Origin of the sequence: Microbulbifer sp. CNSA002 (genome assembly GCF_047324085.1) — a bacterium.
Lineage (GTDB): Bacteria > Pseudomonadota > Gammaproteobacteria > Pseudomonadales > Cellvibrionaceae > Microbulbifer.
The window spans coordinates 4,495,054-4,521,122 of sequence record NZ_CP172449.1; the positions used below are offsets into that span (position 1 = coordinate 4,495,054).

At 48.5% G+C, this 26,069-nt stretch carries 22 protein-coding genes; 13 read left to right on the top strand and 9 right to left on the bottom strand.

The window, feature by feature from the left end; translation table 11 throughout:
- Positions 1–55: 55 nt before the first annotated feature.
- Positions 56–493, top strand: a complete 438-nt coding sequence (locus tag ACG1BZ_RS19940) for a hypothetical protein (RefSeq protein WP_413663340.1) — start codon at positions 56–58, stop codon at positions 491–493.
- Between the two features lie 137 nt (positions 494–630).
- Here ACG1BZ_RS19940 and fghA read toward each other — a convergent pair whose 3' ends face one another.
- The 3 genes from fghA to ACG1BZ_RS19955 form a co-directional block, all read right to left on the bottom strand.
- A complete protein-coding gene (gene fghA / locus ACG1BZ_RS19945) occupies positions 631–1,488 on the bottom strand; it encodes an S-formylglutathione hydrolase (RefSeq protein ID WP_413663341.1) in 858 nt (285 codons plus the stop codon).
- 14 nt (positions 1,489–1,502) lie between these two features.
- A complete protein-coding gene (locus ACG1BZ_RS19950) occupies positions 1,503–2,636 on the bottom strand; it encodes an S-(hydroxymethyl)glutathione dehydrogenase/class III alcohol dehydrogenase (RefSeq protein WP_413663342.1) in 1,134 nt (377 codons plus the stop codon).
- 174 nt (positions 2,637–2,810) lie between these two features.
- Positions 2,811–3,824, bottom strand: coding sequence for an AraC family transcriptional regulator ligand-binding domain-containing protein (locus tag ACG1BZ_RS19955; protein ID WP_413663343.1), 1,014 nt, complete (start codon positions 3,822–3,824; stop codon positions 2,811–2,813).
- A 233-nt stretch (positions 3,825–4,057) separates the two neighbouring features.
- Between ACG1BZ_RS19955 and ACG1BZ_RS19960 the strand changes: the two genes are divergently transcribed.
- Positions 4,058–4,300 (top strand): DUF6868 family protein, encoded by a 243-nt coding sequence (locus ACG1BZ_RS19960; protein ID WP_413663344.1) that lies wholly within the window; start codon positions 4,058–4,060, stop codon positions 4,298–4,300.
- 145 nt (positions 4,301–4,445) lie between these two features.
- Here ACG1BZ_RS19960 and ACG1BZ_RS19965 read toward each other — a convergent pair whose 3' ends face one another.
- The 3 genes from ACG1BZ_RS19965 to ACG1BZ_RS19975 all read right to left on the bottom strand — a co-directional run bounded on the left by ACG1BZ_RS19965 (position 4,446) and on the right by ACG1BZ_RS19975 (position 6,213).
- The gene (locus ACG1BZ_RS19965; protein ID WP_413663345.1) at positions 4,446–5,021 is read right to left on the bottom strand and encodes a PhnA domain-containing protein; all 576 of its coding nucleotides are present in this window, start codon (positions 5,019–5,021) and stop codon (positions 4,446–4,448) included.
- A gap of 272 nt (positions 5,022–5,293) precedes the next feature.
- On the bottom strand, positions 5,294–5,710 hold the full coding sequence (locus tag ACG1BZ_RS19970) for a CBS domain-containing protein (RefSeq protein WP_108734525.1): 417 nt from the start codon (positions 5,708–5,710) through the stop codon (positions 5,294–5,296).
- A gap of 74 nt (positions 5,711–5,784) precedes the next feature.
- On the bottom strand, positions 5,785–6,213 hold the full coding sequence (locus ACG1BZ_RS19975; RefSeq protein ID WP_282931225.1) for an Hsp20/alpha crystallin family protein: 429 nt from the start codon (positions 6,211–6,213) through the stop codon (positions 5,785–5,787).
- Positions 6,214–6,528: 315 nt separating this feature from the next.
- On the opposite strand from ACG1BZ_RS19975, the gene ACG1BZ_RS19980 reads away from it, so the two are divergent.
- The gene (locus tag ACG1BZ_RS19980; RefSeq protein ID WP_413663346.1) at positions 6,529–6,966 is read left to right on the top strand and encodes a host attachment protein; all 438 of its coding nucleotides are present in this window, start codon (positions 6,529–6,531) and stop codon (positions 6,964–6,966) included.
- Positions 6,967–7,018: 52 nt separating this feature from the next.
- Here ACG1BZ_RS19980 and ACG1BZ_RS19985 read toward each other — a convergent pair whose 3' ends face one another.
- The gene (locus ACG1BZ_RS19985; protein ID WP_413663347.1) at positions 7,019–7,921 is read right to left on the bottom strand and encodes an acyltransferase; all 903 of its coding nucleotides are present in this window, start codon (positions 7,919–7,921) and stop codon (positions 7,019–7,021) included.
- A 570-nt stretch (positions 7,922–8,491) separates the two neighbouring features.
- Between ACG1BZ_RS19985 and ACG1BZ_RS19990 the strand changes: the two genes are divergently transcribed.
- From ACG1BZ_RS19990 to ACG1BZ_RS20000, 3 genes are all read left to right on the top strand, one after another.
- Positions 8,492–9,160: a hypothetical protein gene (locus ACG1BZ_RS19990; protein ID WP_413663348.1), complete on the top strand. Its 669-nt coding sequence runs from the start codon at positions 8,492–8,494 to the stop codon at positions 9,158–9,160.
- A 134-nt stretch (positions 9,161–9,294) separates the two neighbouring features.
- Positions 9,295–9,900, top strand: coding sequence for a cytochrome b (locus ACG1BZ_RS19995; protein ID WP_413663349.1), 606 nt, complete (start codon positions 9,295–9,297; stop codon positions 9,898–9,900).
- Between the two features lie 12 nt (positions 9,901–9,912).
- On the top strand, positions 9,913–10,476 hold the full coding sequence (locus ACG1BZ_RS20000; protein WP_108734532.1) for a YceI family protein: 564 nt from the start codon (positions 9,913–9,915) through the stop codon (positions 10,474–10,476).
- A gap of 49 nt (positions 10,477–10,525) precedes the next feature.
- Here the strand turns inward: ACG1BZ_RS20000 and ACG1BZ_RS20005 are convergent, their stop codons facing one another.
- A complete protein-coding gene (locus ACG1BZ_RS20005; protein WP_413663350.1) occupies positions 10,526–11,920 on the bottom strand; it encodes a cytosine permease in 1,395 nt (464 codons plus the stop codon).
- A gap of 715 nt (positions 11,921–12,635) precedes the next feature.
- Between ACG1BZ_RS20005 and ACG1BZ_RS20010 the strand changes: the two genes are divergently transcribed.
- The 3 genes from ACG1BZ_RS20010 (at position 12,636) to ACG1BZ_RS20020 (ending at position 18,985) form a co-directional block, all read left to right on the top strand.
- Positions 12,636–13,610: an FHA domain-containing protein gene (locus ACG1BZ_RS20010; protein WP_413663351.1), complete on the top strand. Its 975-nt coding sequence runs from the start codon at positions 12,636–12,638 to the stop codon at positions 13,608–13,610.
- Positions 13,611–13,717: 107 nt separating this feature from the next.
- Positions 13,718–16,300, top strand: a complete 2,583-nt coding sequence (locus ACG1BZ_RS20015; protein WP_413663352.1) for a protein kinase domain-containing protein — start codon at positions 13,718–13,720, stop codon at positions 16,298–16,300.
- A gap of 126 nt (positions 16,301–16,426) precedes the next feature.
- Positions 16,427–18,985 (top strand): protein kinase domain-containing protein, encoded by a 2,559-nt coding sequence (locus tag ACG1BZ_RS20020; RefSeq protein ID WP_413663353.1) that lies wholly within the window; start codon positions 16,427–16,429, stop codon positions 18,983–18,985.
- Here ACG1BZ_RS20020 and ACG1BZ_RS20025 read toward each other — a convergent pair.
- Positions 18,982–19,521, bottom strand: a complete 540-nt coding sequence (locus ACG1BZ_RS20025) for a hypothetical protein (protein WP_413663354.1) — start codon at positions 19,519–19,521, stop codon at positions 18,982–18,984. The genes ACG1BZ_RS20020 and ACG1BZ_RS20025 overlap by 4 nt on opposite strands.
- Before the next feature lie 1,230 nt (positions 19,522–20,751).
- Here ACG1BZ_RS20025 and ACG1BZ_RS20030 point away from each other — a divergent pair.
- From ACG1BZ_RS20030 to hisC, 4 genes are all read left to right on the top strand, one after another.
- Positions 20,752–22,533 (top strand): trans-sulfuration enzyme family protein, encoded by a 1,782-nt coding sequence (locus ACG1BZ_RS20030; protein ID WP_413663355.1) that lies wholly within the window; start codon positions 20,752–20,754, stop codon positions 22,531–22,533.
- A 110-nt stretch (positions 22,534–22,643) separates the two neighbouring features.
- A complete protein-coding gene (locus ACG1BZ_RS20035; protein ID WP_413663356.1) occupies positions 22,644–23,942 on the top strand; it encodes a S1C family serine protease in 1,299 nt (432 codons plus the stop codon).
- Complete coding sequence (locus ACG1BZ_RS20040) at positions 23,933–24,973, top strand: FHA domain-containing protein (RefSeq protein ID WP_413663357.1); 1,041 nt, start codon at positions 23,933–23,935, stop codon at positions 24,971–24,973. The genes ACG1BZ_RS20035 and ACG1BZ_RS20040 overlap by 10 nt, the downstream gene beginning before the upstream one ends.
- Entirely contained in the window at positions 24,970–26,043 is a 1,074-nt protein-coding gene (hisC, locus tag ACG1BZ_RS20045) for a histidinol-phosphate transaminase (protein WP_413663358.1), read from the top strand. Before ACG1BZ_RS20040 ends, hisC begins: the two co-directional genes overlap by 4 nt.
- Positions 26,044–26,069 lie beyond the last annotated feature (26 nt).

Sequence of the window (26,069 nt, forward strand, 5' to 3'; positions counted from 1 at the left end):
TTTGTGGTTAGCTAATGTCGGACTAAAGCTTTTATCAAAATATGGGGTAAGAATAATGAAGGTTCATCTCTTTGCATCTGCAGCTGTGATTTTGATCGCTGCTGGCTGTAGCTCTACACCAGAGATCCCCACCACTGAATCGTTTGTCACTGACATCACCGAACTGGGCCATCGTCGCTTTACCTACAAGGCAACCATTGGAGCTGGCCCCAAGGGCCAAGGCGGTAAGCGTGGTGGTCCGGGTGGTGGAGGTCCAGGTGGCGGTGGTCCCGGTGGTGGTGGTCCCGGCGGCGGTGGTAAGGGTAGTGGTGGCCCAGGAGGTGGCGGTCCCGGCGGCGCCAATTCTGGAGATGTGAAGAAAGTTGCCCGGCAGAGAATGGAACTCTTGCTAGCCGAAAGTGGCTTCTGTCCCAATGGCTGGTTCCTGATCGAACAAACTTTTGACCAGAACAGAGCTGAAATTATTGGCGAGTGTCGGGCGGTTGCACGATAAGCTTACACCTCTCACTTTCGCTCTATGTATTCTGCTCGTATCGCTTTATACATAGCAACTTGCCAGGGCGCAAAGCCCTTTGCCTAAATAGCCCCTCAACTGAGGGGCTAACTTCACTAGTCCGCGATTTACACTGCCTAATACCTATGCCTGCTCAACAATGAGTCTGCATGGAACCTTAAGTGCTCCTCAATAAATGAAGCGATGAAATAGTAACTGTGATCGTAACCTGCATGGTGCTCTATCCGAAGAGGATAATCACTGGCTTCAGCAGCTGTTTGCAGGGAATGTGGTCTCAGCTGTTCCTCAAGAAACTCATCCTGTTCCCCCTGAGAAACCAAAATCGGCGTTTTCTCTACAGCGCGCCCCATTAGCACTGTTGCGTCATATGGCTCCCAGCTCTTGGGATCAGCTCCCAAGTATGTTCCCAGCGCCTTTTCTCCCCAAGGGCAAGCAATAGGATTGCAAATTGGACTAAAAGCAGAAATTGATTGATATCGCTTGGGGTTTCGCAGACCGATGACCAGGGCACCGTGCCCGCCCATGGAGTGCCCGCAAATCCCGCGTCGACCATTGGTGGGGAAATGAAGTTCTACCAGGCTTGGAAGTTCATCCACGATGTAGTCATACATTTGATAATGCTGCTTCCAGGGTTCTTGAGTCGCGTTCACATAAAAACCAGCCCCCTGCCCCAGATCATAACCCGGGTCATCCGCCACATCGTCTCCTCTGGGGCTGGTATCGGGTATCACTAAGATAATCCCTAACTCTGCAGCGACTCTCTGAGCACCAGCTTTTTGACTGAAGTTTTCATCCGTGCACGTCAGGCCCGAAAGCCAATAAACAACAGGATATTTCCTCTGTGTATTCCCCTCTGCATCCTGTGGTAAAAAAATGGAGAAGACCATAGAACAGTTGAGCGTGCTGGATTTATGTCGGTAACGCTGCTGAAAACCGTCAAATGATTTAGTACTGCTAACCAATTCAATCGACATTTTAAGTGGTCCTATCAAGCCTGCTGGAAATGAATAACACTGCGAATACTTTTACCTTCATGCATTAAATCGAAGGCATCATTTATTTGCTCAAGGGGCATTGAGTGAGTAATAAAGTCATTCAATTTAAATTCTCCAGCCAGGTAACGCTCTACGAAAGAAGGCAATTCAGAGCGCCCCTTTACACCGCCGAATGCTGATCCCTTCCAAACCCGCCCTGTAACCAACTGGAATGGGCGGGTACTGATTTCCTGTCCCGCACCTGCCACTCCAATAATAATGGACTCCCCCCATCCTTTGTGGCAAGACTCCAAGGCAGCTCTCATCAGGTTAACATTGCCCACACACTCAAAAGAATAATCCACTCCGCCATCGGTAAGCTCTACGATAACCTCTTGAATAGGCTTATCGTAAGCCTTGGGGTTAATACACTCAGTGGCTCCCAGTTTCTTCGCCAGCGCAAATTTGTCCTCATTAATATCGACACCAATAATTCGTGAGGCGCCAGCCATCTTGGCTCCGATCACTGCGGATAAACCAATTCCACCCAAACCAAAAATTGCCACACAGGAGCCCGGCTCAACCTTGGCGGTGTTGGTAACGGCTCCCATTCCCGTAGTAACACCACAACCCAGCAGACAAACCTCATTTGAGGGGGCTTCGGGATTAATTTTGGCCACAGATATCTCAGGAAGGACTGTGTATTCAGAAAAAGTAGAGCATCCCATATAATGGAAAATGGGTTTCCCATTCACCGAAAAGCGTGTCGAACCGTCAGGCATTAATCCTTTGCCCTGGGTGCCCCTGATTTTTTGGCACAAATTGGTCTTTCCAGAGAGACAAAACTTACATTCGCCACATTCGGGGGTATACAAAGGAATTACATGATCCCCGACAGAGACACTGGTCACCCCCTCACCAACGGATTCAACAACACCCGCACCTTCGTGACCAAGGATTGCCGGGAATACCCCTTCAGGATCATCTCCTGACAAAGTGAACGCATCTGTGTGACAAACGCCGGTGGCGTGTAATTTCACGCGAACTTCACCCCGTTGGGGAGGCATAACATCGACATCCTCAATAACCAAACGCTCCCCAGGCCCCCAAGCTACAGCTGCTTTACAACGGATTGTCTCTGCACTCATTTTCAATTCTGCCTTTCATCATTCGTTCCAGTGGCGCCCAGCATAGTCCCCTAAGATTATTGGTGCAAAGCCAAGCGCCGCTGCTGAAGTAAAATCAGGAAAAATCTAAAAGCTCACCCTTATAGTAATAATTGGTAGCGCTGAACAATTATTCAAAATAATTCCTTTAATTGATTAACAATTAATAGCTTGTCGCTTCCTCCACTGCAGTGGGGAGCTTCCATGAATGGCTCGAAATGCTTTTGAGAAAGCACTGATATCGGTGTAGCCCAAACTTGCTGATAGTAATCCCACATCAATACTTGAGGCCCGTAGATGCCAGCGAGCAGTCTTCATTCGCGCCCCCTGTACCAACTGCTTAAAGGAGGTTCCCGCTTCATTTAAACGGCGCTGAAGCGTTCTCATTGGCATACCGAGTAAGCGAGAAATTTGCTCCAGGGAGTGCTGCTGGGCCCCGAGAGTTTGAAGGATTAAGACTTGAACCTGTCGGCTGATATCACCCTTGTGCTCTGCCAATAAGCACTTGGAAAACTCCTCAAAATATCTCATAAGACCGCTGCTGGGTTTAGCGAGGGGATAGTTCATCAATGATCCATCAAAAACCAAGCGATCTCGATCTTGCTCAAAACTAGCCTCAATGCCAAAAAAATTTTGGTAACTACTCAGCGGAGATTGGGGCTTATGCCGAAATGAAACAGAGCGGGGAGATACTTTAGAGCCAACCATCTCCTGTATCAGGCGATAGGCAGCGCCTACTGAAAGTTCAGTATACTGTTGCGCGGGAATTGCGTCGGGGAAGTGATTAACTCTCTCTGCAATCAAGCAGTCATCGGTTTGGTAAATTTTCCAGTGGTCCGCCTGGTTGTGTAACACCATATACCGATGAGTTACTGTCAAAGCACTGGATAGATTCTCACTTTCCAGTATCAGCTTACCAAGGACACCCAGCATACGTAGCCCTTGCTTCCCCGCCAATCGCAAGCCAAAGTCACTACAGGACAAGTCCCGTGAACACAAATTAAGGAGGTCCACCAGCGTTGCAATGGGGATCAAGATATTTGGACGACGTGTACAATCCGCAGGAAGCCCCACTTGCGCTAAAAAATCTGATGACTGACCACCGAGCTGTGGCACCAATAGATTAAACCCAGCCAGCGCACCACTGCGAATTTCATAGATAGGCTTCATGTTTTATAGCTACCATATTGCCAACCTCTCATTTGCACTATCACACAGTGTCTAGGAATAATGAGCATCGGACAATAGCTATATCATATAACATAGCTCTTCAACTAACTGGGACTACCCCTATCCACAAACGCAACTTATTTGAAGGCTAGTGCCTGACTATTGTGGCACTTTCCACTATCTACTCATAAAACTATCGGTTTATACGAGAAAGAACTGCAAGGAAATTTCACATGGAAACTGAAAATCTAACACTATTTTTAGGCTGGGCTTCGATTATAAACATATTGATACTACTGGTATCAACTATTGGACTTGTCTGCCTGAGGAAGTCGATCACCAGGATTCACGCACGAATATTTGAGCTTAATGAACAAGATTTAGGCCGTGCATATTTTCAATATCTGGCACAATACAAAATTGCTATTATCGTCTTCAATATTACACCGTATTTTGCTCTAAAAATTATCAGTTAATTGATAAAAGCGGAAATATTTTGCAAAAAAATAAGAAAGGTAAACTATACCTTTCTTATTTTCATAATTAAGACGGACAGGGGAGTATTTCGGGTCCGCCGGCAGATACCCTTTTCAGAAAATGAAGTTATTTCTGAAATATTTATCAGCCACTCTTTTTCACAAACTTTGTCAGAATTACAATTCTCTGACCCTCGACCCGTCCTTCGATATGCTCAGGGTTATCGCTTAAGCTGATACCGCGAACTGCCGTTCCCCGTTTTGCAACCAAACTGCTTCCTTTTACATCCAAGTCTTTGATAATAACTACATTATCTCCAGCTTGTAACTGGGCACCATTACTATCCAGATGAATCACCAACTCACCAGCCTCTGGTATTGCCCCGGCCTCTGCCCAGGCCAGCAAATCGCCATCCAAATACAACATGTCAAACAAGTCTTGGGCCCAGGTCTCGCCAGATAAGCGCTTTAGAATACGCCATGCCAACACTTGAATTGCCGGCTCGGTACTCCACATAGACTCCGACAGACACTGCCAGTGCGCACTTTCCAGCTGTGCAGGATTTTCCAGCTGGTCCCTACAGGTTTGACACAATAATACTGCCGCATCTGGATAGCCCTCTGACTGGGGTACGTCATAAACCGCCAAGCCATTTTTTGCTTTACAGAGCTCGCACTGATTTCCACTGCGTTGTGCCAACTGTTCCTGAGTCACAGCCATAAGTAACCTCAAAAAAAGTAGGGATTATACGACTGATTCTTCCTTCACGCCTCCCAAATAATCACATTTAACGGACATCGTGGTCGACCGTGAACATGGTCAAGCTCAGACAGGAAGTAAATAAGACTATCAACAGCCCAGTAGTAGATGGAGCCATCAGGTTGCCGAGGGATTCACAGGCTTCAGACAAGACACTCTAGAGCACTAAAACTTCCAACAGCCGCCAATATAGATTGACGACTGTAAAGAGCATTATGCGTTAAGTCCCACACTCAGTGGTGCGAGGAGACCGCTGCTGCGAACTGCCCACCCTGCTTGCTGGCGATGGCACTGGTAATATCCCCTAAACTGAGAATACCGACCATACGCTTTTCACTATTGAGTACCGGCATTCGTCGTAACAACTGTTGCTCCATTTTGTGGACAGCAGACAGCAGATCATCCTCTTCCCAGCACCATTCAATCCCCTCTGTCATAACATCTCGGGCGGACAGCGAGCTGAGATTGCCCCCCTGAACCACACCGCGACATACAATATCTCTATCAGTCACTATTCCTACAAGCCTGTCATTTTCTCCGATCGGCACTGCACCAATATCTTCATCTCGTAAAATTTTTGCCAACTCCTGTAATGGAGTATCCGGGGTGCACCAGGTTGCCCCCTCATGCATTGCGTGTTTAACTTTCATAGGTACCTCAAAGCTCTTTAGACAAATGCCAAAGAGAGTGACGGGTAAAACCCATCACCCTTAACCCCTATAGATCAGTGCACTTCAATCCGCTTTCTTTGCGGGGGATGCCCCTCATGTTTTGGTACCGTGAGCGTGAGAATCCCATCTTTGAAATTTGCATCAATCTCACTTTCGCGAACATCTTCACCAAGATTGAAACTGCGCAAGAACTTGCCGTAACGCCGCTCCTGACGAAGCACGCGGCCATCCTTCTTCTCCTTAACCTCGCGGTGCACCTCAGCTTCAAGGGTCAAAACCCCATTTTCTAGGGTTACACTGATATCGTCCTTACCCACTCCCGGCAGCTCAGCGCTAATTTCATACATATTCTTGCGCTCACTCACATCGATACGCGGAGAAAAAAATCCCTCGCGTTCAGAGCCGATTGCACGGGTCGGTGAGAGCATTTGTTCAAACATATTATCAAGGTCCAATAGGGACCCTCTGGGGATCAGACTCATATCTACAACCTCTTTTTACGCTAAGCCGCAAAAGGCGCCAGAAAACTCAAGAGTCCGTCTTGCGCCTGTTACATCTTGAGTACAGTCTAGGAAATACTGCGACAAACGAAGGGATTAAGTGCCGATAAAAGCCATTACAAATTGAATATGAGAGCTGTCGTATATTTCTTTTGTACATATAAATATTAAAAACTTCCTTTCCAATTGCACCTAAAGAGAATTTCCACCTCCATATCCATCAATAAGCAACCAGGGCTCGTGGCCAATATGGCTATTTACTAGGATTAAATAAGGCAGTTAAACGAGGATATGTTCATGGCCTTAGCATGGGTCCTTGTGGCTAACCAGTCCCAAGCGCGAATTTTTGAAGCCAACAAACGCGCGGGAAATCTCAATGAAATCCAGGCACTACTCCATCCAGAATCACGGCTCTCTGGCAGAGACCAAGAGAGTGATGCACCCGGACGCACTTTCGACAGCTATGGTCAAGGAAGGCACTCAGTAGGTAATTCTGCAGGATTACATCGCCGTGAAGGTGAGAATTTTGCCAGAGAAATTGCACATACCCTGGAGAGGGGAAGACAGGAGGGCCAGTACGAAAAACTGTATATTGTTGCAGAACCCTATATGGTTGGCAGCTTGAGGGATGCCTTGAAAACTCCAACCCGCGCAACAATAGCGGGAGAAACAGGAAAAAATCTGGTGGCTTGTGAACCCGAGGAGATCCGGGCTCAGCTTCCTATTTGGCTATAGTGACGTTCGGCCAGTAGAGAGGGTCACGAGTGAACCTCTCTACGAACCCCGCTCAAGCCCTGCTTTCCATTAAAAGCTTATCAATCAGGGCATCCTTTTCAGTCCATAACTCATTTACCCACTGATTAAACTCCACCCGAAACTCCTGATCGGTTGCGTAGTCTCTCTCAAAAAACCGGCTCGGCAACTGGACTTTCTCAATGCGAACAATCACTTTCTTTAACTTACCGGAAAGGAAATCTTTAAAGGTAGGTATACCATCCGGGTAAACAATGGTGACATTCAGTAGCTGGTTCAGCTGCTCACCCATACAGTGCATTGCAAAGGCAATCCCTCCGGACTTGGGCTTTAGAAGGTGTTTGAAGGGCGATTGCTGTCTTTGATGCTTCTCTTTACTAAACCTTGTTCCTTCAAGGAAGTTCATAATACTGGTGGGTATTAGCTTAAATTTTTCGCAAGATTTTTTCGTCGCTTCAAGATCCTTACCGCGCATCTCCGGATGTTTTTTCAAAAACTCTTTGCTGTAACGCTTCATAAATGGAAAGTCGAGTGCCCACCAGCACATTCCAATCACAGGAACTTTGATCAACTCTTGCTTCACAAAAAATTTCAGGAATGGAATTCTTCGATTAAAAATCGACTGCATAATAAAGATATCAACCCAGCTTTGATGGTTCGCTGTGACCAGATACCATCCATGTTTATCGAGATGCTCTATCCCCTGTACATCCACCTGGGTTCTTTGGGTCAGCTTCATCCAGCCTTTATTTAGGGTTATCCACATTTCTGCCCAAGAAATAAAAAAACCCATGAAAAGTTTTTGCAGAAAGGCAAAAGGGAAAATGAACCTAAAAACTGAAAACAAGAGTATGGGGGCTGCACAAACCAATGTGCTAACGGCCAGCAACACCGAAGATATGACCAACAGTAAAAACGAGGGGAGAAAGTTAAACATCTAAAGGCTCTTTTAATTTTCCGGGTTTACAGGTCAGGCTGTCACGCCATATTCACAGGTTACCCGTTTCTTTTTTAATATCTTGAAATCCACTTATCACAAACTAAGCGGACTCTGCTCTCATCAGTGTATTTACATAATCCGGGCTACAGGCTGCCTATCGCAATTAACATGGCTGTGTATATTTATGGCTCATGGGAAACTGCTCCACTGCAATCAATTCATGCGCCGAGCGCCTAGGATTTAGCCGCGCTAGTGGCAATATCAAACCGCAGCAACTCTGGGAGAGTAACACGCATTTCAACCCCATATTTTTTGACTGAATAGTCTGAAGCTATCAGCGATACATCAGCGCAAACTGCACGGATGAAACCAGTGGCAGCAGCCCGGCGAGCGGCCTCATTTTTTTAGCATGCCCAGGATATGAAAAGACGCCATTGTACTCTTTCTATAACCGTGGATTAGCAACTTTTATCTTCCCACGCCGCAAAGGCACGATAGTAACTGGAGCAGCGTTGCACCCTGCTAAACTTGGGGCTCCAGGTCGTAGAATTGCGCCGGGAGAATAGAATGGGAATTACAGGTAATAAGCAACACTTCCACCGCAAGCAATGGCTCAGCGTACAGCAAGCCGTTGACCACCTGAGTGCACTGTCTGAAGAGCCACTAACCAGTGCGCATCTTGCAGACCTGGCCGATGAGCAGCTTCTTAACCTGTACTGGTACCGTCCTGGCCAAAAACTGTCTTTGGAAGATCACAAGGGGACCCGTGAACTGGTAGAGCCCGTCAGGCTCTGTTACGAAAATGCCAGTGACTGGCACGCCATCGTGGATATCTTGCGGAACAATCCAGCGCTGCCCGCCTACGAACATGACACCCCGCTTCTGGAAGATGCCGACGGAAACCGGCTGCGAATCACCTTCGACTACCACCAGCGGCCAGAACCGTTTAGCAGCCGCTGGTACCCTACCTATGCGGAGTTAGTGCTCAAGCGCAACGATTTGGAACAACTGGAACCCCATCTGTTTACCAGCCAGGCGGTTGAGACCGGGTTTGAGCGTGAGACCCTACTGAATGTTATCTGGCAACTGGAACAGCTAGCCCTTGGGGATGAAGAGCACTCCACCAGCTGGCTGGCAGACCAACTGGCACAACGCTCTTCCGCGCTGGATCGGCTATCTTGTGAGCGCATCCTTCAGGCGGCCGAGCGCGAAAGCTCTCCGGGGCGCTCGATATAGCACGGCATTTCCTACTAACACCTTTGACTCCTTTCCCATACTCAGGAACTCCCCATTGGTGGTAGAGCCCAAAGGCTGTACCCTAGTGGCACTTAGCAAATCTAAGTGTGACGTACTACCAATAGGAGAGAGAAGTGCAGGCCAAAAACAGCTCCTCCAGCTACGGCTGGGTAGCCATCGCCCTCCACTGGATAATGGCCCCTGCGATCATAGGGACTTTTATTCTCGGTTGGTGGATGCGCCAGCTATCCTACTACGATCCCTGGTATCAACGAGCCCCTGAAATTCACAAAGGGGTGGGCATCATCCTGCTTGTGTTTCTACTCTTCAGGCTGGCTTGGCGCTTTGCCAACCCATCTCCGGCGAGCAACCCCCAAACACCCAGCTGGCAGAAGTTTGCCGCCACCGCCACTCATGGACTGATTTACCTGTTACTACTGGCAATCATGGTTTCCGGCTATCTGATTTCTACCGCCGATGGCCGTCCTATCGATGTCTTCGGCATAGTGAGTATCCCTGCAACCTTACAAGGGATTCCCAATCAGGAAGACATTGCGGGATCTATCCACGAAATCCTTGCCTGGGGCCTGATTGGACTCGTAGCAGCACATGTCTTGGCAGCCCTCAAGCATCACTTTATTGACCGTGACGGCACACTGCGCAGAATCCTTGGCATCCGTGTAAAGGGTTCTACAGACGATCACTCACACGTACAAACAACACTCTCAACCACCAAATAAGGAAAAAATGACATGAAGAAGCTCTCTGTATTTCTTATTGCAGCTCTGATGGGGACTGTAGCTCAAGCAGCGGAATACAAAATCGACACCAAAGGGGCTCACGCTTTTGTGCAGTTTCGTATCAAGCACCTTGGATACAGCTGGCTGTACGGCCGTTTCGATGACTTCAACGGCTCCTTCTTTTACGATGAAAAGCAACCAGAAAAATCTTCTATCAATGTCGACATCGATGTAACTAGCCTCAACAGCAATCACGCTGAGCGAGACAAGCACCTGCGCAGTGATGACTTCCTCGATACCGCAAAATTCCCCACTGCTACTTTCAAGAGCACTAGCTTTGAACCTTTGGAAGACGGCAAAGCCCGTCTAAATGGCGAACTGACCCTCCGCGGTATCACTAAGCCAATCACAATTGACGTTACCAATATCGGTGGCGGTAAAGACCCTTGGGGCGGCTACCGCCAGGGCTTCAGTGGAACCACTGAGTTCGAGCTGAAAGAATTCGGTATCAAATCCCTAGGCCCAGCCTCGCAGAAAGTTGAGATGATCCTGGATATCGAAGGTATCCGTATCTAACAACAAAAAAGTACACCCCCTGAGCCCGGAAATTCCTCCGGGCTCCCCCCTAACTGCGCTTCGCAACACTCCAATAAACAACGCAAGCAGCAGCTGCAGCCAATAGCCAGTCGACGCCTGCCATCAACCCTCTCGGTAAGAAAAAAGCTAGCATTGTGATGACAATACATGTCCCCAATAAAGTCAGCAGTGCTCGCGGGTTCCAGCCACAGAAATAGTAATAACGCCCATCACTATCGCTGCAATACAACTGCTCTACCTCCATCTGGCGCTTCTCTATTAAGTAGTAGTGAGACAATATGACACCGTAGGCAGGCGCCAGAAAAACCCCCACCCAGTTTACGAACGCCACTAAACCGATTTGTTTGATAACAGCGGGCCACAAAGCACTAATCAGAAAGGCCAGAAACAGCGTTATCAATGCCGCCCTGCGAAACCCCAGGTACTTTGGCAGAAGATTTGAAATATCGTTAACTGGAGCCACAAAGTTCGCCACCACATTGATACCGGCCGTTGCTGTAAAAAAAACAACCGCGGCGATCAATGACAGCTCCAGATTCCCAAGCTTCTGCACAATATCAGTGGGATTTGCCAAGTTCTGGTGGAAAACTGACTGGGCGGCGATAGTGGTGAACAGAACAATTATCGCAAAGCCAGTCATGTTTATAGTGATTCCCAGCCAATTTCCCTTTCGCATAACAGACACGTTCTTACAGAAGCGAGCAAAATCTCCATAACTTAGGATTATCGGCGCATAGAGAGCCAACATAGTACCTGTGACTTTGATGAGCTGGACCAAGCCATCGCCCCAGGATGCTATAGACCGATCAAAGAAAGTAGCAACAGCAAATGCAAACTGTCCGTCACTGCGAACCACTAGCATCCACAACAGCGCTAGCATCACTCCATAGACACAGGGTGCAGCCAGGTTGATAAACCAACGGATCGTATTGATACCTTTGAAAAATAGAAGAGCTTGAAATAATGAGACAAGTACGAGGGAAGCCCAATCGATCCGGTCCATTGCCAGCCACTGCCCTCCGACAGCTTGTGGCCACCACTCTCTCAGTAATAAAGACATGGCATGGGCAGCAAACCAAGTCTGCGCACCGTACCAAAATATTGCCACGCTCCCCCGAAGCAGCGCAGGGACGTTAGCACCTCGGATCCCCATACTCGCCCTGGCCAATACGGGAAACGGTATACCGCATTTAACACTCGGTTCACCGATTAAATTTAACAAGATGATAATTAAAATTGCTGCAATAGCGATCCCAGCGAGAACCAGCCAAGCATTCGTATTGGGACCGAGGAATAAGGTTGCCGCCAGGGTATAGCCAGCGAGACTTTGTGCAGCGTTGGCCCAAAGGTTAAATATCGTCAGAGTGCCCCAGCGTTTAGCTTCGGGCTTCACCACCGCTAAATTTTCATTCTTTAGCTGCAAAGTGTCACCTAAGTGCATCTGATAAATAGCGCGCCAAAGCAGCTACTTCAAATCAGCCTTTTCAACAATGACATACAAGCCGTCAAAAGTGCCAAATTTAACAGTTAATAATATATATTCTCTTTTACAATTGAGACTTATTTTCAATAACAGTAAAAGTGGTATCCATTTACCAAATTAGCAGTAATGCCGCTAGCACTGGCGCACAACTGTGAAATATATTGTGTAGCCATCGATTAAAGAAGATCCGGTCGACAAAGATACAGGCAAGTATCCATTAAACTAGTGTGCAGCCGTGTATTTGGAGAACATTAACCAAGTCACAAGTAAAAGTACGAAAAGGTCTTTAAGATTTTTGACGGCGGCACAACTTTTCAGCGAAAATGGAAGCAATTACTGACAATTATTGCACTTCCTCTAGAGACAATTATCAAGGGAGCGCAAAAATAGAACAATTTCCAAAAATCGTAGTGACTAAATCATTCAGAACTGGGGCAATCCTCTCCGAGACTAGCAGTGAGACAGCGGCGCAGAGCAGCGCCCATCACAACAAGTAGTATCTCAGCTCAAGGGAAATAATCGCCGCAGATGGTAAGCCAAGACTCCGTACTGCTGAGGTATTCGCAGGACAAGCACAGCGGGCATCCACCAGTATGAATGAACTTTGTCGCAATCAGGCCACAACTTGAGTTGGCCACGGCAGAAGGGTAGGAATATGGCTTGCTTACAGCATCCAGATAGGGAACAACCAGTTTACTTAATGGCACACCACACCATTGGGCGCCGGCAGGGTGCAGTAGACACAAGAATCACAAGTGCTGAAATATCAGGCATCCATGCAGCAGTGCAGTGGACCGGTACACATTGGAATATTCGCGACCTGAGTCGCAATGGCACCTGGCTAAATGGCCAGCAGTTGGTACCCGCTAAAAGCTACCCACTCCAGACCGGTGATAAGATCGCTTTTGGGCGGGCGAATAACCCAGCTTGGATCGTCGAAAACCTCGATGCTCCCGAGAATTTGCTGATCGATATTCACTCTGGCGAGGCACAACCGCTGGAACAATACCACCTGCTGCCCGATGAGAACGAGCCCCTCGCCAGTCTTCAGTACAGCCCCTTAACAGGGCAGTGGTTGTACGAGTTCACAGGTCCATCCGCTGAAGACGGCGATAAGACCCTGATAAATCATGGCGATCGTATCGATTGCGGCCTGCATAGCTGGCAGCTCTTTCTTGCGGACAACCAAGGGGCAACGAAAGAGTTGTCTCTGCAACAACTGTCTATTGTCGACTTTGAGCTGAAGTTCTCTGTGAGCTCCCACGAAGAGCATGTACAGTTACAACTGCAGCGGGAAGGTATGAAGCAATCCTTACCAGCAAGAATCCACAACTACCTCTTGTTGTACCTTGCTCGTGCCCGCCACAAAGATATGCAGAGCGGCATGGATACTGACTCCCAGGGCTGGGTTTCTATTCAGGTAGCCACTCACGAGCTGGGTATCACTGTTAACCACTTGAACACCCAAATCTTCCGCGCCCGCAAACAAATCTCTGAATCACTACCTGATGCAGTAGATACTTCGAGCCTGGTAGAGCGTCGATCCTGGGAAATCCGTATTGGTTGCCCACAATTCGAAATTTATAAAGGCAACCAACTCGAGGCAAAAACAGAGCCGGAAGCGGTATAGCTTAATCTCCAGATAGGGGGCTTAAGGCTAGGCCCCTTCATTACCTATTCAGTAATTATTTGCCAGGGTGGCGGAGCTGAATCCTTTATCCCTCGGCAAGAATTACAATGTCAGCGCAACCACCCTCTTATATCGGCCGGTACAAGATCATCAGGCAGCTTGGAGCCGGGGGAATGGGAGTTGTGTACCTCGCCAAAGATGAGCGACTTAACAGAGAGGTCGCTATAAAGCGATTGCTCAACAACCCTGAAGACGAATCTGCCTCACAACGAATTCGCCAGGAAGCATTACTGCTCGCACAACTAAACCACAACCACATCGTACAAATTTATGATGTTGTGGAGGAACAGAACGATGTAGCCCTGGTTATGGAGTATGTTGATGGCCGCCCACTCACCTATTGGACACGGGAGTTTAACCCCAGCCTCCGCCAGAAAATCCAGCTACTCAAGCAAATCACTACTGGTCTTGCGCGTGCCCATGCGGCTGGAATTATTCACCGCGACTTGAAAGCGGACAACATTCTTATTGACAGCAATAACATCGCAAAAATCGCTGATTTTGGAATTGCCCGGAGCTGGCAGGATACGAAAGAAGTTACCCGCGAGCAGCATATCGCCGGCAGCTGGTACGCGATGTCCCCGGAGCAGGCCCTCGGTGAGAAGCTGGATAACCGCTGTGATTTATTTGCCCTGGGAATGCTCGCCTACCACTTACTTTGTGATCAGCCTCCCTTCGGTAAGCATGGAAGCCCATACGTTATTATCGATCGAATCATCAACAACCCGCATCCACCCGCAGGAGCCATAAACCCCGGACTTCCTACGGCGCTTTGCAAATTACTGGATAAGCTGCTGGCCAAAAACCCGGACAAACGCCCTGTCAGTGCTGCCGTTGTAGCCACCGATTTGGATGTGATACTGAGTCAATTAATATCGGACCAGGAAACCGCCGATGACCATGACATCACGATCACCACTGAAGACTTTCATGTACAACATCGACGTAAAAACAAAGGACACAAACTTCTAACCGGCATTCTCCTGGCATCCGGTGCGATGTTACTAGGCTTAACCGCCGCTGTTTTTCCTGAACTTTCTCTATGGGGAAGTAAAAAACCCTCGGCAAAGTACATTGCGATTATTGAGCCTGACTTATCAAACCTGCGCAGCCGAGAGGAAAAGCTACTGGCTAATAACCTTCTCAGCTCCATCAAGCAGGGGCTTTCCGATCAACCAGCGCTACTACTGGTACCCTATTCGGAATCCCAGCAACTAAAAGGCAAGCCCTTGCGCGAGCAAGCAAAAGCGCTCAACGCTCAGCTGCTGCTGCAATTTGCCCTGAACTGTGAGGCCACCGCCTGTGAAGCTTCATTTGCCCTGATAGAAGCCGAGGGGTTTGCTGAAATCGCCAACCGCAGCGCCATGCTGAATCTGGATGCACCGCTGGAGAGCCGCGCACGTGTCTTGCAGCAACTGCACTATCTACTTCCCAACTACCCAACAGAAAGCCAAGGAGCTCAGCTCAACCTTAGCCATGAAGATTACCAGCAATACCTTGAGATATTCGAACAGCGCAATAATGAAGCTAATGTTGCCGGGGCAATTACCAAAGTTGAGGCTCTGCTAAAGAGGAACCCCTACTTCCCCTCCTATTATGAATTGTTCGCAGATCTACTAGCCACCCACCTATATCACTCGCGGGATACCAAAATACGCGGCCGACTCAAAGGGCTTCTCAACAACATACCCGCAAAGATTTCCAACCACCCAACGGTGTTGGTTACTAAGGTGCGTATTGCCATCTTCCTGGCAGATACAGAGCTTACAGAGTCCTTACTTGCAAAACTAAAGCTGCAACTACCTGATCAGGCTCTCTACTACTTCCTGCGCGCGAAAGCCCACCAGCGAGGGGGGAATTACAGCCGTGCGCTGGAAGTCATTAACCAAGCTCTTAACATTCGTACCAGCCCCCTTTATCTTCGCCAAAAGGCTCTGACCTTGACCCTGATGGGGCAAATGGAAAAAGCGAGGCCTTACCTTTTACATGCTATCCGTCTCAACAATCAATATATTGATGCTATCTCCCTACTTGCAGCCAATGAATTGGATTCAGGCCGCCCCAAAGAGTCTATCCGGCTCCTTAGTGAGGTGGGCTTAGAGCATTTAGGGGACCGGGACACCTTCAACCTATGCTTGTCCTATTACATCGAACAGCAGCTGCAGGATACAAAAAACTGCCTGAGCCATGTTGCTGAACGAGCCCCTAACGATCCTCACGTATATCTGCTGCTGGCAGAAATTGCCCGCCTGGAAAATAGACAGCTGCAGTTACAAGAGTTTGCCTTGCGAGCTCTGACCTTGGCACAAGAGCAGGAGGACTGGCTTGGATTGTTACTGCGGGCAAGGGCCTATTCTGAACTGGGCCAGGGTGAGCAAGCCATTGAGACACTATTAAAGATGGATAACACCGCTCCAGACGGCCTATTTGTCAATTACAGCCGCGCCCAGGTTTACATGGCTAGCGGCGATATGCTTTCCGCTAAAGCCTACATAAGAAAGACTTTAGAGTTAGGTATGGCTCCAGTCTGGTTCACAACTATTGGCTTTCAATCTATTTGCACTATGGCAAATTTTGATGATTTACGTGCCACTTATCCAGCATTATGTTCTGACAGGATTGACAGCTAAAAGGTTAAAAGCAAGTCAAACAGAATGGAATAACGTGAACCATTTCCCTTTAAGAGGCGACAGATGCCTTCACGAAATTGTACTATCAGGTAAAATCCCCCATCCATCCGATAAGAATTCAATACAATGGACGTAGTTGCGTTGGAAAAAACCGAGGAATATCAAGGCCGTTACAGGGTTGAACGCACCCTGGGTGCCGGCGGTATGGGGGTCGTTTACCTCGCTGAAGATATCAAACTGGGGCGTAAAGTTGCAATCAAGCAACTCCGATCTGATTTAACCGGCAACTCCGCTGAAGCGCGCTTTCGCAGTGAGGCCCAACTTCTCGCGAGGCTCAACCATCCCAACATTGTCCGTTTATACGATGTACTTGAAGAGAAGCACAGTATTGCCCTCGTGATGGAACTGGTTGAGGGAGTAACACTTAAGGAGTGGATGCGGGAGAACTCCCCAACCCTAGCGGAAAAGCTAGACTTGTTGATGCAAATTTGCCAGGGCTTGGGGAAGGCACACTGCCTGGGAATCATCCATCGCGACTTAAAACCAGAGAACATTCTCGTCACTATTGATGGCATCGCCAAGATTACCGACTTTGGTATTGCCAAAGCCCTGGACTGTGATCAACAGCTGACCCGCGAAGACCATATTGCTGGCAGTGTTCAGGCTATGTCTCCGGAGCAACTGCAGGGTACAAAATTGGACGCTCGCAGTGATCTATTTAGCCTTGGAAGTATTGCCTACGAGTTGCTCTGTAACGAAAAACCCTTTGAACGCGGAGAGATGGGCGCACTCGCCTTTGCCCAACAAATTACCACCAAACCCCATATCCCACCTCAAAAGACTTGGCCGGAGATCCCCAAACCCCTAATCGCCCTACTCGACCGCTTACTGGCGAAACGGCCAGAGCAGCGCCCCGATAGTGCACAGCAGGTTTTTGAGGCCCTAGAGCTGGTGCACAAACACGGTATTGACGAGGATACTCAGCAGTATTCGGAAACGGTTACGCAGTTACTGATTAAACCCAAAAAGCAGCGTCGCCGTATTGGCTGGGCATTAGCGGGCTTAGCCGCCCTCAGTGGTACAGGCTTTTGGGTTTGGCACACCCTAATGCAGCTGCCCGCGCAATATATTGCAGTTCTACCAGTGCAAATCAATGGGAGCTTAAAAGGCGGTAATGAAACTGAAGTACTAGTGTCCACAATGGTCCGGCGTGCCCTGATGAGCACCCCAAATAAGCTGAAGTCAAGTGCGCTTGTAAGCCATAACCCCGCTAAAAATACCAATATAGATACACAATTAGAGACTTTGCGTGGTAGGGGTATCACCGATGCCCTATTTGCTCAACTCGAATGTCTAGACAACCGCTGCAATATCGAGCTCCAACGAATTAGCCCTACAAATAGCCAGGTAAAGCAACAGGAAAGCTTCGTCTTTCTGATCAACAAGCAGCAGGAAGCTCAATACTCCATTGAAAATACTGCTATAGAGTTATTCTCCAAAAGCTACCAAGAGAAGTCAACTAATCAAATTCGAATGACATCTCTAGACTACGATAATTACTTAGCAATCTTATCAAAACTAGGAACCCCCAGCGAACTAGAAACTGTTGAGATACTTGAAAGCTTAGAGTTACTTATCAGTAAATACCCAAGGAATACAAACCTGTATACGGCATATGCCGAAGCAGCAGCCAAAATCTTCCAACAAACAAACAAAAGTAGAGTCCTTACCTCTGCTCTTGCAATCTTGATGACAGGAGAAGATTCTGGGGCCGATAAGACAGCCTTATTAGAAGCAAAGTTAATGATCAAAACCGTAGGGGCTGATAGAGAAGGATTTGAAACAACATTGCAGCGCCTCCAATCTCGAGGCTACCCTTCCGCTCACCTGTTAACCCAATTTTCTCATTTTAACTATATGCAAGGTGATTATGAACAAGCCTTAAATTACGCATTACAGGCAACGGCCCTTAATCCTTCCCCTATCAATTATTACTTTGTTGCAATAAACCAACTTGCCACTGCGGAGTATCCTTCAGCAAGGAAAACTACTCAAAAACTTATTCATCGAGAACCAGACTACTGGCCTGGCTATGCAGTTTTAGCTGCAATCGAACTGGAAATGGGAAACTTTGAGCAGGCTGAGAAAATCCTTACTACCATTCCACCAGAGCACCGCACCTGGGGAATAAAAAGTAATCTGGGAACAATATTATTTTTACGTGGAAAATATAGGGACTCACAGGAAGTCTATTTTGAACTACTAGAAAAATCACCCCAAAATATAGTAGTACTGAATCAAATAGCAGAAACTTATTTAATGTTGGGGAATCAAGTTGAAGCAAATGAATACTACAGGAAGGTCTTAAACCTTACCGCTGAAAACTCTGATTTACGGACTAAACAGTACCGATCAATAGCCCTAGCACATCTTGGCAAAACTGCAGAATCAATTGCTCTCGTAAATGAACTACTACAAGAATCCTCTGCTGACACATACGTCAAACATGCAGCTGCTCAAGTTTACGCCATGGCTGAAGAATGGCAATCTGCAAACTACTATCTCGAGCAATTATTAGACCAGGGGCTGAGTGCGGAATGGTTTAGCCTACCGCCCTTCCAAAAGCTGTGCATCCAGCCCCAAGCATCTCAAAGAGTAATTAATTTAGCATGCCTTCCCAATTAGGTGCTGCCATCTGAACCACTATTACTTCCACCTGAGGAGGAGCCTCCACCGCCAATTGGAATTGGGTCAACCACCGCCTGGGGGTCACCCGATACAAAATGCATACCGGTTTCAGGGTCGACACACATCCACAGGAAATTAAAGCGATCCTGGATGTCAGCTCTATCCTTGATGCGGATAATCAGCTGAGTGTAATCCCCATCCACTTCACGTGCACGAGCGCGGAACTGGTGACGGAAATCCGGGGTCAATGCAATGAGACCGTCCAGCTTATGACCCTGGCGGTAACGTACAAACTCAAGCTCACGCCCAGGAACATCTGACAAATCCAGCTTTACTCGCAAGATTAGTTCAGCCTTCCGGTGAATTTTGAAATGCATATTGCCAAACTCTTCTCCAGGAGTCCCTTCAATATGCAATGGCCAGTATACCGGCTCATTATTTTTCTGCTCCTGGGGCCGCAAAACCAGATCTAAAGTCATCCCCTCTTTAGGCACCTCAAGGTCCAATGGGAGCTTCTTATCACACTCGCCCATTATTCATCCCCCTCCAAAAAAATTGTTATTTGGTGTCATCAACGGACATTTTAATTGATATAAAATACGTCCGTGACTGTATCATCACAACCGGCTCATCCCCTAAAAAAAGCCGGCGGTAATAAAACTGCCGACCCGAAATGATGGTCCCAACCATCGACGGTTACAACAACACTATCAAGAGCAAAATTCGGCATCCGTGCCCGGACAAGCATATCCAGTTGAATCGACCAAGGCTCTGCACCTACCGATTCCAGCTTGACCGCTCAGCTTGCGCTGAATCCCTTTACTCCCTAACGCACAGAGGGCGATAGGGGAATTAAATCCATCCGAAATTTTATTGTGGGAGCTGCCCTTCCATGGCGAGGTAACTGTTCCCACAATCACCTGTACTCCCTCAACTGGGCCTGAATGTACAGACTTAAGGACTACAGGTCGATCACGCCTCATTACAGGGAAGCACACACCAAATATTTAAAAGGGGGACATAGAGCGCAAAAAGTCATCATACGCCAAAAAAATATTTAATAAGCGCTTAATTTAAGCAGAAGTTAGAGCGGAAGGATTATTCCTTTTCCACAATGGTGGCGCCGAGACCAAAATAAGGCCATGTTTCTTAAATAAATATAAAACTATTCTTGGAGCTTGTTGAAATCAATCGATGATCCCATTCGCCAATTTAATCTAACTTGAATTGCGTCACAAAAGATTATTGGGTATTACTCGATAGGCTTAAAGAATGGAAAATACTTTATAGGTAATAGCTCTCAAAATGGAGTCCAAATTAAAAAAAAAGCCGGCAGTAATAAAACTGCCGGCCCGAAATGATGGTCCCAACCATCGACGGTTACAACAACACTATCAAGAGCAAAATTTGGCATCCATGCCCGGACAAGCTCATCCAAGAGAATCGACTAAGACTCTACACCCGTCGATTCCAGCTTGACCGTTCAGCTTGCGCTGAATCCCTTTATTTCCTCACGTCACCTGAGGGACCGAGGAAATTAAATCCTTTCGAAAAATTGTGGGGGCTGCCTTTCCATGGCGAAGCAACCATTACCACAGCCACCGACCCCCTCAACTGGAAGCTACTGTACAGATTTCCAAATTACAGATCGATCACGCCCAAACACAGCAAATTACACACTAATTACTCGCCAAGTGTTTTATACGCCGCACAGGACTGTTAGAGTCGCCATATAACAAAAAGCATCACGTAGTGAGGACACAATGGAAGCGAACCTAGAAGATGTAAAAATTCTCTCTCCCCGCCGCAATAGCACCGAGGCAAAAAATATTGATGAACTGGCAAAAGAGCAACTGCAGCACTTTTGTATTGATAGTGAATCAGAACATGGAAAACTGTTAGAACAGACCGCAACCCTGCTCTACCAGGCACAGGGCAATCTAAGCCAGCTGTGGAGCCAGGTAACGGACACACTCCAACGCTTAGACAAGTCTGACAAGATTGCCTATTTCAATGCCAAGCGATTTATGAGTTTCCAGCTGGCTAAATTATTGGACACCTTACAAAACCCATTGCGAGCTAGCTTTCAAAGCCTACAGGGGGACGACTTTAATATCACCACACGGGGTGGTTATCCCCTGTTCGATAATATTCCCGCTATTTTTTCTGCAACCCCGGTAATTGCTCGCACAGCAACTTACATTTATGCCTGCACCGAGTGGGTGGACGATGCTTTCCGTGGGCGCGAGCCAAGCCACGATATTTATTCACGTTTACTCAACCCCACTTCCATTTCCCTGGCCAATGCTATTGTGGATTTGGAATGCGGACCTGAAGCCAGTGAATATATGGCCTGGAATTTTAATTCCGGTATGGCTGCAATCGATGCACTCCTGTCAAATCAATTGCGCCACGGGGATATCTTAATTGTTTCCAGGAATATCTATGGCGGCACTCACCAACTATTACAGGATTTCTACGCGCGCAAAGATAAGCTGTCTATCAATCTGGCCTGGTTTGATGGCACTACCGGTGAAGAGTTTGAAAAGCTATTGGCTGATACCCGGCAAACACATATAGACGCAATCAGTGCCGGAGCAAAAATACATGTCTATATTGAATCGCCATGCAATCCCCACGGGATCATGCTGGATGTACCGGCTATTTGTAAAACCGCTCACCGGGAAAATATCCTGGTAAGCCTGGATGCCACCTTGGCAACCCCTTTCCTATATCAGCCACTACGCCGCAAAGATAGGGAAGAGAGACCGGATTTTGTTGTTCACTCCTACACCAAGGATATCGGTGGCACCGGTGCCGCCACTGCCGGTGTGGTTATCGGCGAAAACCACCGCATGTTTATCCCTAAAGGCGACAGCGCAAAAGGCCTTAATTGGGATCAGTGCATGTTCTGGGATGTTTATTACATCAAAGGGGCTTTCCTGGATGCAGACAAGGCCTGGGAAGTGCATTGCGGTATGCGCACCCTGGAAATGCGCATGCTCACCAAGTGCATTAATACTTTGAGCCTCAGCCATTTCTTCGCCAGTCACAGCAAGATCCGTGTCAACAGCCATGCAGTGGAAACCCATCCCAATTCCGGGCTGCGAGAATCGCTGATGCGCTACCAGTTCCCCACACCATTATTCAGCATTGACATGGAAGCTGCGCAAATTCCCACCGAAGCCTTTAAAAGTTTCTTTGACGCGCTGGAGCCCGCTTTCGGGCAGATGGTGAGCTTAGGCCAGACAAATACTATGGTGCTGTGCCCCGCCCTGACATCTCACTCAGAGTTATCACCTGAAGCGATGGAAGCGGCAGGTATATTCCCAACCACTATCCGAATTTCTGTTGGGGATGAAAATATGGCGCAGATGGCCGCCCATGTGATCAACTGCGCGCGCCTGTATCTCGATCCTGTTAGCCCTGGTTTTAGCGAGGGCTTTATCGCCCCGGAAGAAGCCGACAAACTCTTCAGTCGCTTTTATCTCGAGTCGCACCAGAAAGTGATAGAGACACAGCCAAAAATTGTGGACTATCTCTAACCACCCAAAACAAATCCATCACCGGTAGATAGCGCCGGTGATGGGCGCTTGTTGCACTATCCTATATCCCGTAGTATCACGCTTCCTGTCCACAATTTAATCAATTCAAAATGCCGAAACTTTCCACGTGGCTCTTCGCCTGGATTCTGTGCTGCTTATCCACTGTTGCAATGGCGCAAGGCTATGAAAAGCTCTACAGTGATTATCGCGGCAGCCTCTATCAAATTCGACTTATCGAAAAATCCTCCAATTCAAAAGCCGGCCTGGGGTCAGGCTTTCAAATCTCTCCCGATGGATTGATCGCCACCAATTACCACGTAGTGGCACAAGCGGTTAGCGAGCCAGACGAGTACTCCCTGGAATATCTTGCAGTTAATGGCACCCGGGGAAAATTAACTCTACTGGATATTGATGTGGTCAATGACCTGGCGCTGCTGCGCCAGGAGAAACCGGGAGACGAATACCTGGAATTGGCGACAGACACCCCCAAAAAAGGGGAAACCATTGTCTCCCTGGGCAACCCATTGGACCTCGGCATGACCTTGATTCCCGGAACCTATAACGGTATTGCCGGCGGTAGCTTCTACGATCGTATTCACTTTGCCGGATCTATTAATCCGGGAATGAGCGGCGGGCCAGCGATCAATACCCAGGGGCAGGTAGTGGGCATTAATGTGGCAACTGCGGGCAACCAGGTTAGCTTCCTGGTGCCAGTGGATAAGCTGTCGTCACTTTTAAAGCACTACCGCGCCGAAGGCGGCACTCTCAACCTTAAGCAAGTAACTTATCAACAGCTTTTGGATAACCAGCAAAAAATTATCGACTCAATACTTAGGGCCGACTGGCAGCGTCGCGCCCTCGGTGAGGCCCAGGTTGTCGGTGAAATAATTCCAGCCATTAAATGCTGGGGAAACACCCAAGAGAGCGAAACTAACCCGATCAAGCGAATTGATAAAGGCTGCACCGGACAAGATGTTATTTTCCTGTCCGACGACTTCAACACCGGACGAGTAGAGTACGAATTTTTCTGGCTGCAGGCCGAGGATCTTCTGCCCGCGCGCTTTTATGCCGAGTACGAAGGGCAGATGGACTCCTTTTACCCAGGCAATAGCGCTGGAGAAGAAGATGTAACCAATTTCCGCTGCCAGCAAGGATTTACCTCTCAGGAGCGCGGCAATGAAACCTCGGTGTCCAAGCCGGATCGCAATCGCGAGCCCCTGATCGCGCGCACCAGCTACTGCGTCAGGCGCTACAAGGACTTCCCAGACCTCTACGATATTTTCTTCCTGAGCCTAAGTGTGGATCAGAAAAATCGCGCACTGGTCAGCCACTTTACCTTGTCCGGCTTTACCCAGGAGTCCGCCGACGCCTTTACCCAGAAGTTTACGAGCGAGATCCAATGGCCCTGATTATTGAAGAACTCAATCGCGCCCACCGGGTGCAGCTGCGCTACCGAATGGACGGGGATAAATTTACCCTGGGCCGCGCTTACGACAATGATGCAATTCTGGAGGACATCCACTCCGATGCCCACCATGCCGAAATCAAGCGGGGAGAGGACGGCCAGTACGTCTTACACGACCTCAATTCGATCAACGGCTGCCAGCTTTTGGGAAACCTGAAAGACAAGTCCGTTAAACCCGATACCATCGCTCAACACAGGATCTCCTCCGGTGACTTGCTGCAGTGTGGGAAGTCACGCTTCCGGGTTTTCCATACGGATGACCCGGTAACTGAAGCTACCCCTCTCCATTCACTGGAAAACCTGTTTTCCAGCTTGTCCCACCCCCTGGGAGCAATACTGCTGCTGTTGTGTTTTGGCTTCGCCAGCGTACTGATGAGCTACCTCGGTTACGCCCGTAACTATCAATGGACTATTGCCGTCAACATTCTTGCTACGGCCATAATTGGCATGGTGATTTACGCCGGAGTCTGGGCGTTTATCGGCAGGGTAGTCAGGCATGAAACGCACTTTTTCACCCATCTATCCATCGCCGCCATAGGTGCACTTACTTACACCTTTTGGGAATGGCTGAGGGGGCTAATCAATTTCAATTTTGCCATCGGCACTACTATTCAGGTCCTAGACTTCCTGGTACTTGCCATCATATTACCGGCAATGCTCTGGTCCGCCTGCTACCTGGCCACCAACCTCGCCAGAGGCTGGCGCTGGACAGTGGCACTGACACTGCCACTGGCATTCCTCGGCCTGGGCTTAGCTGAAAGCGTTAACAACATGGACGAATTCAGCGAGGTTCCACCGATCTCCACAGAGCTGAAATACGATAATATGCTATTCCGTAACCCTGTTCCCATGCAGGAATTTATTGGAAATTCGGCCGATCTGTTTGATATCCCCATCAAGAAAAAAGAAACTAAAGAGGGCGCTGAAGACTCCTCCAGCGACAATCAAAGTAGTACCGCAGAGGTAGAATCATGAGCAAGATTTATTGGAGCCCAGGGCTCGACCAGCTGGAACCCTATACACCCGGGGAGCAGCCCAAGAGTGAAACCCTGATTAAGCTCAATACCAATGAGAACCCCTACCCTGCCTCCCCCGAAGCTTTAAGGCTCTTGGAGCAACACGACTTTGCCGATGCATTGCGCCGCTATCCCGACCCTGAGTCCTGTGAATTGCGCCGCGCTATAGCCGATAAGCACAATCTCTCTGCTGAGCAAGTATTTGTGGGCAATGGCTCCGATGAAGTGCTGGCACTGAGTTTTTACAGTTTTTTCCGCCGCAGCGAGCCCCTGCTATTTCCGGATATCACCTACAGTTTTTACCCGGTTTATTGCCAGCTCTTCAATATCAAAAGCCGCACTGTTCCCCTGCACGGTGATTTCTCTATCCAGCTTGAGGACTATGCCGCTCCCGCAGCCGGTGTAATTATTCCCAACCCCAATGCACCCACGGGACGGTACCTGCCGCTAGAGCAGATTGAACAGCTCTTGCGCTCACAGCCTGAAAGAGTGGTGGTTATTGATGAGGCCTATATCGATTTTGGCGGCGAGAGCGCAGCAACACTCATCGATCGCTACCCCAACCTGTTGGTGATACACACACTGTCAAAGTCCTATGCCCTCGCCGGGCTTCGCCTCGGCTTTGCCATGGGGCAGAAGCACCTGATTGAAGGATTGCTAAGAGCCAAGAACTCCTTTAACTCCTACCCCATTGATGCCATTGCACAGCGTGTGGCCACCGCAGCGATCCGCGATACCGCCTGGCACAGCGACAATTGCGGCAAGGTCATCGCCACCCGCGAGCGCTGTGAGCGGGCGCTTACAGACCTGGGGTTCGAAGTGATTCCCTCCCAAGCCAATTTCCTTCTGGCCAAACCACCGGAGCCCGGCGCAGAAGCCCTGTATCTGGCACTGCGGGAGCGTAATATTCTCGTACGTTACTTCAACAAGCCCCGGATCAGTGAGTACTTGCGTATCTCTATTGGCACCGATGAGGAAATGGAGCAGCTGATACGGAACTGCAAAGAGATACTTGCGTCACAGAGCTAGCACTCTGTCTGTCTATACTCGTCGGG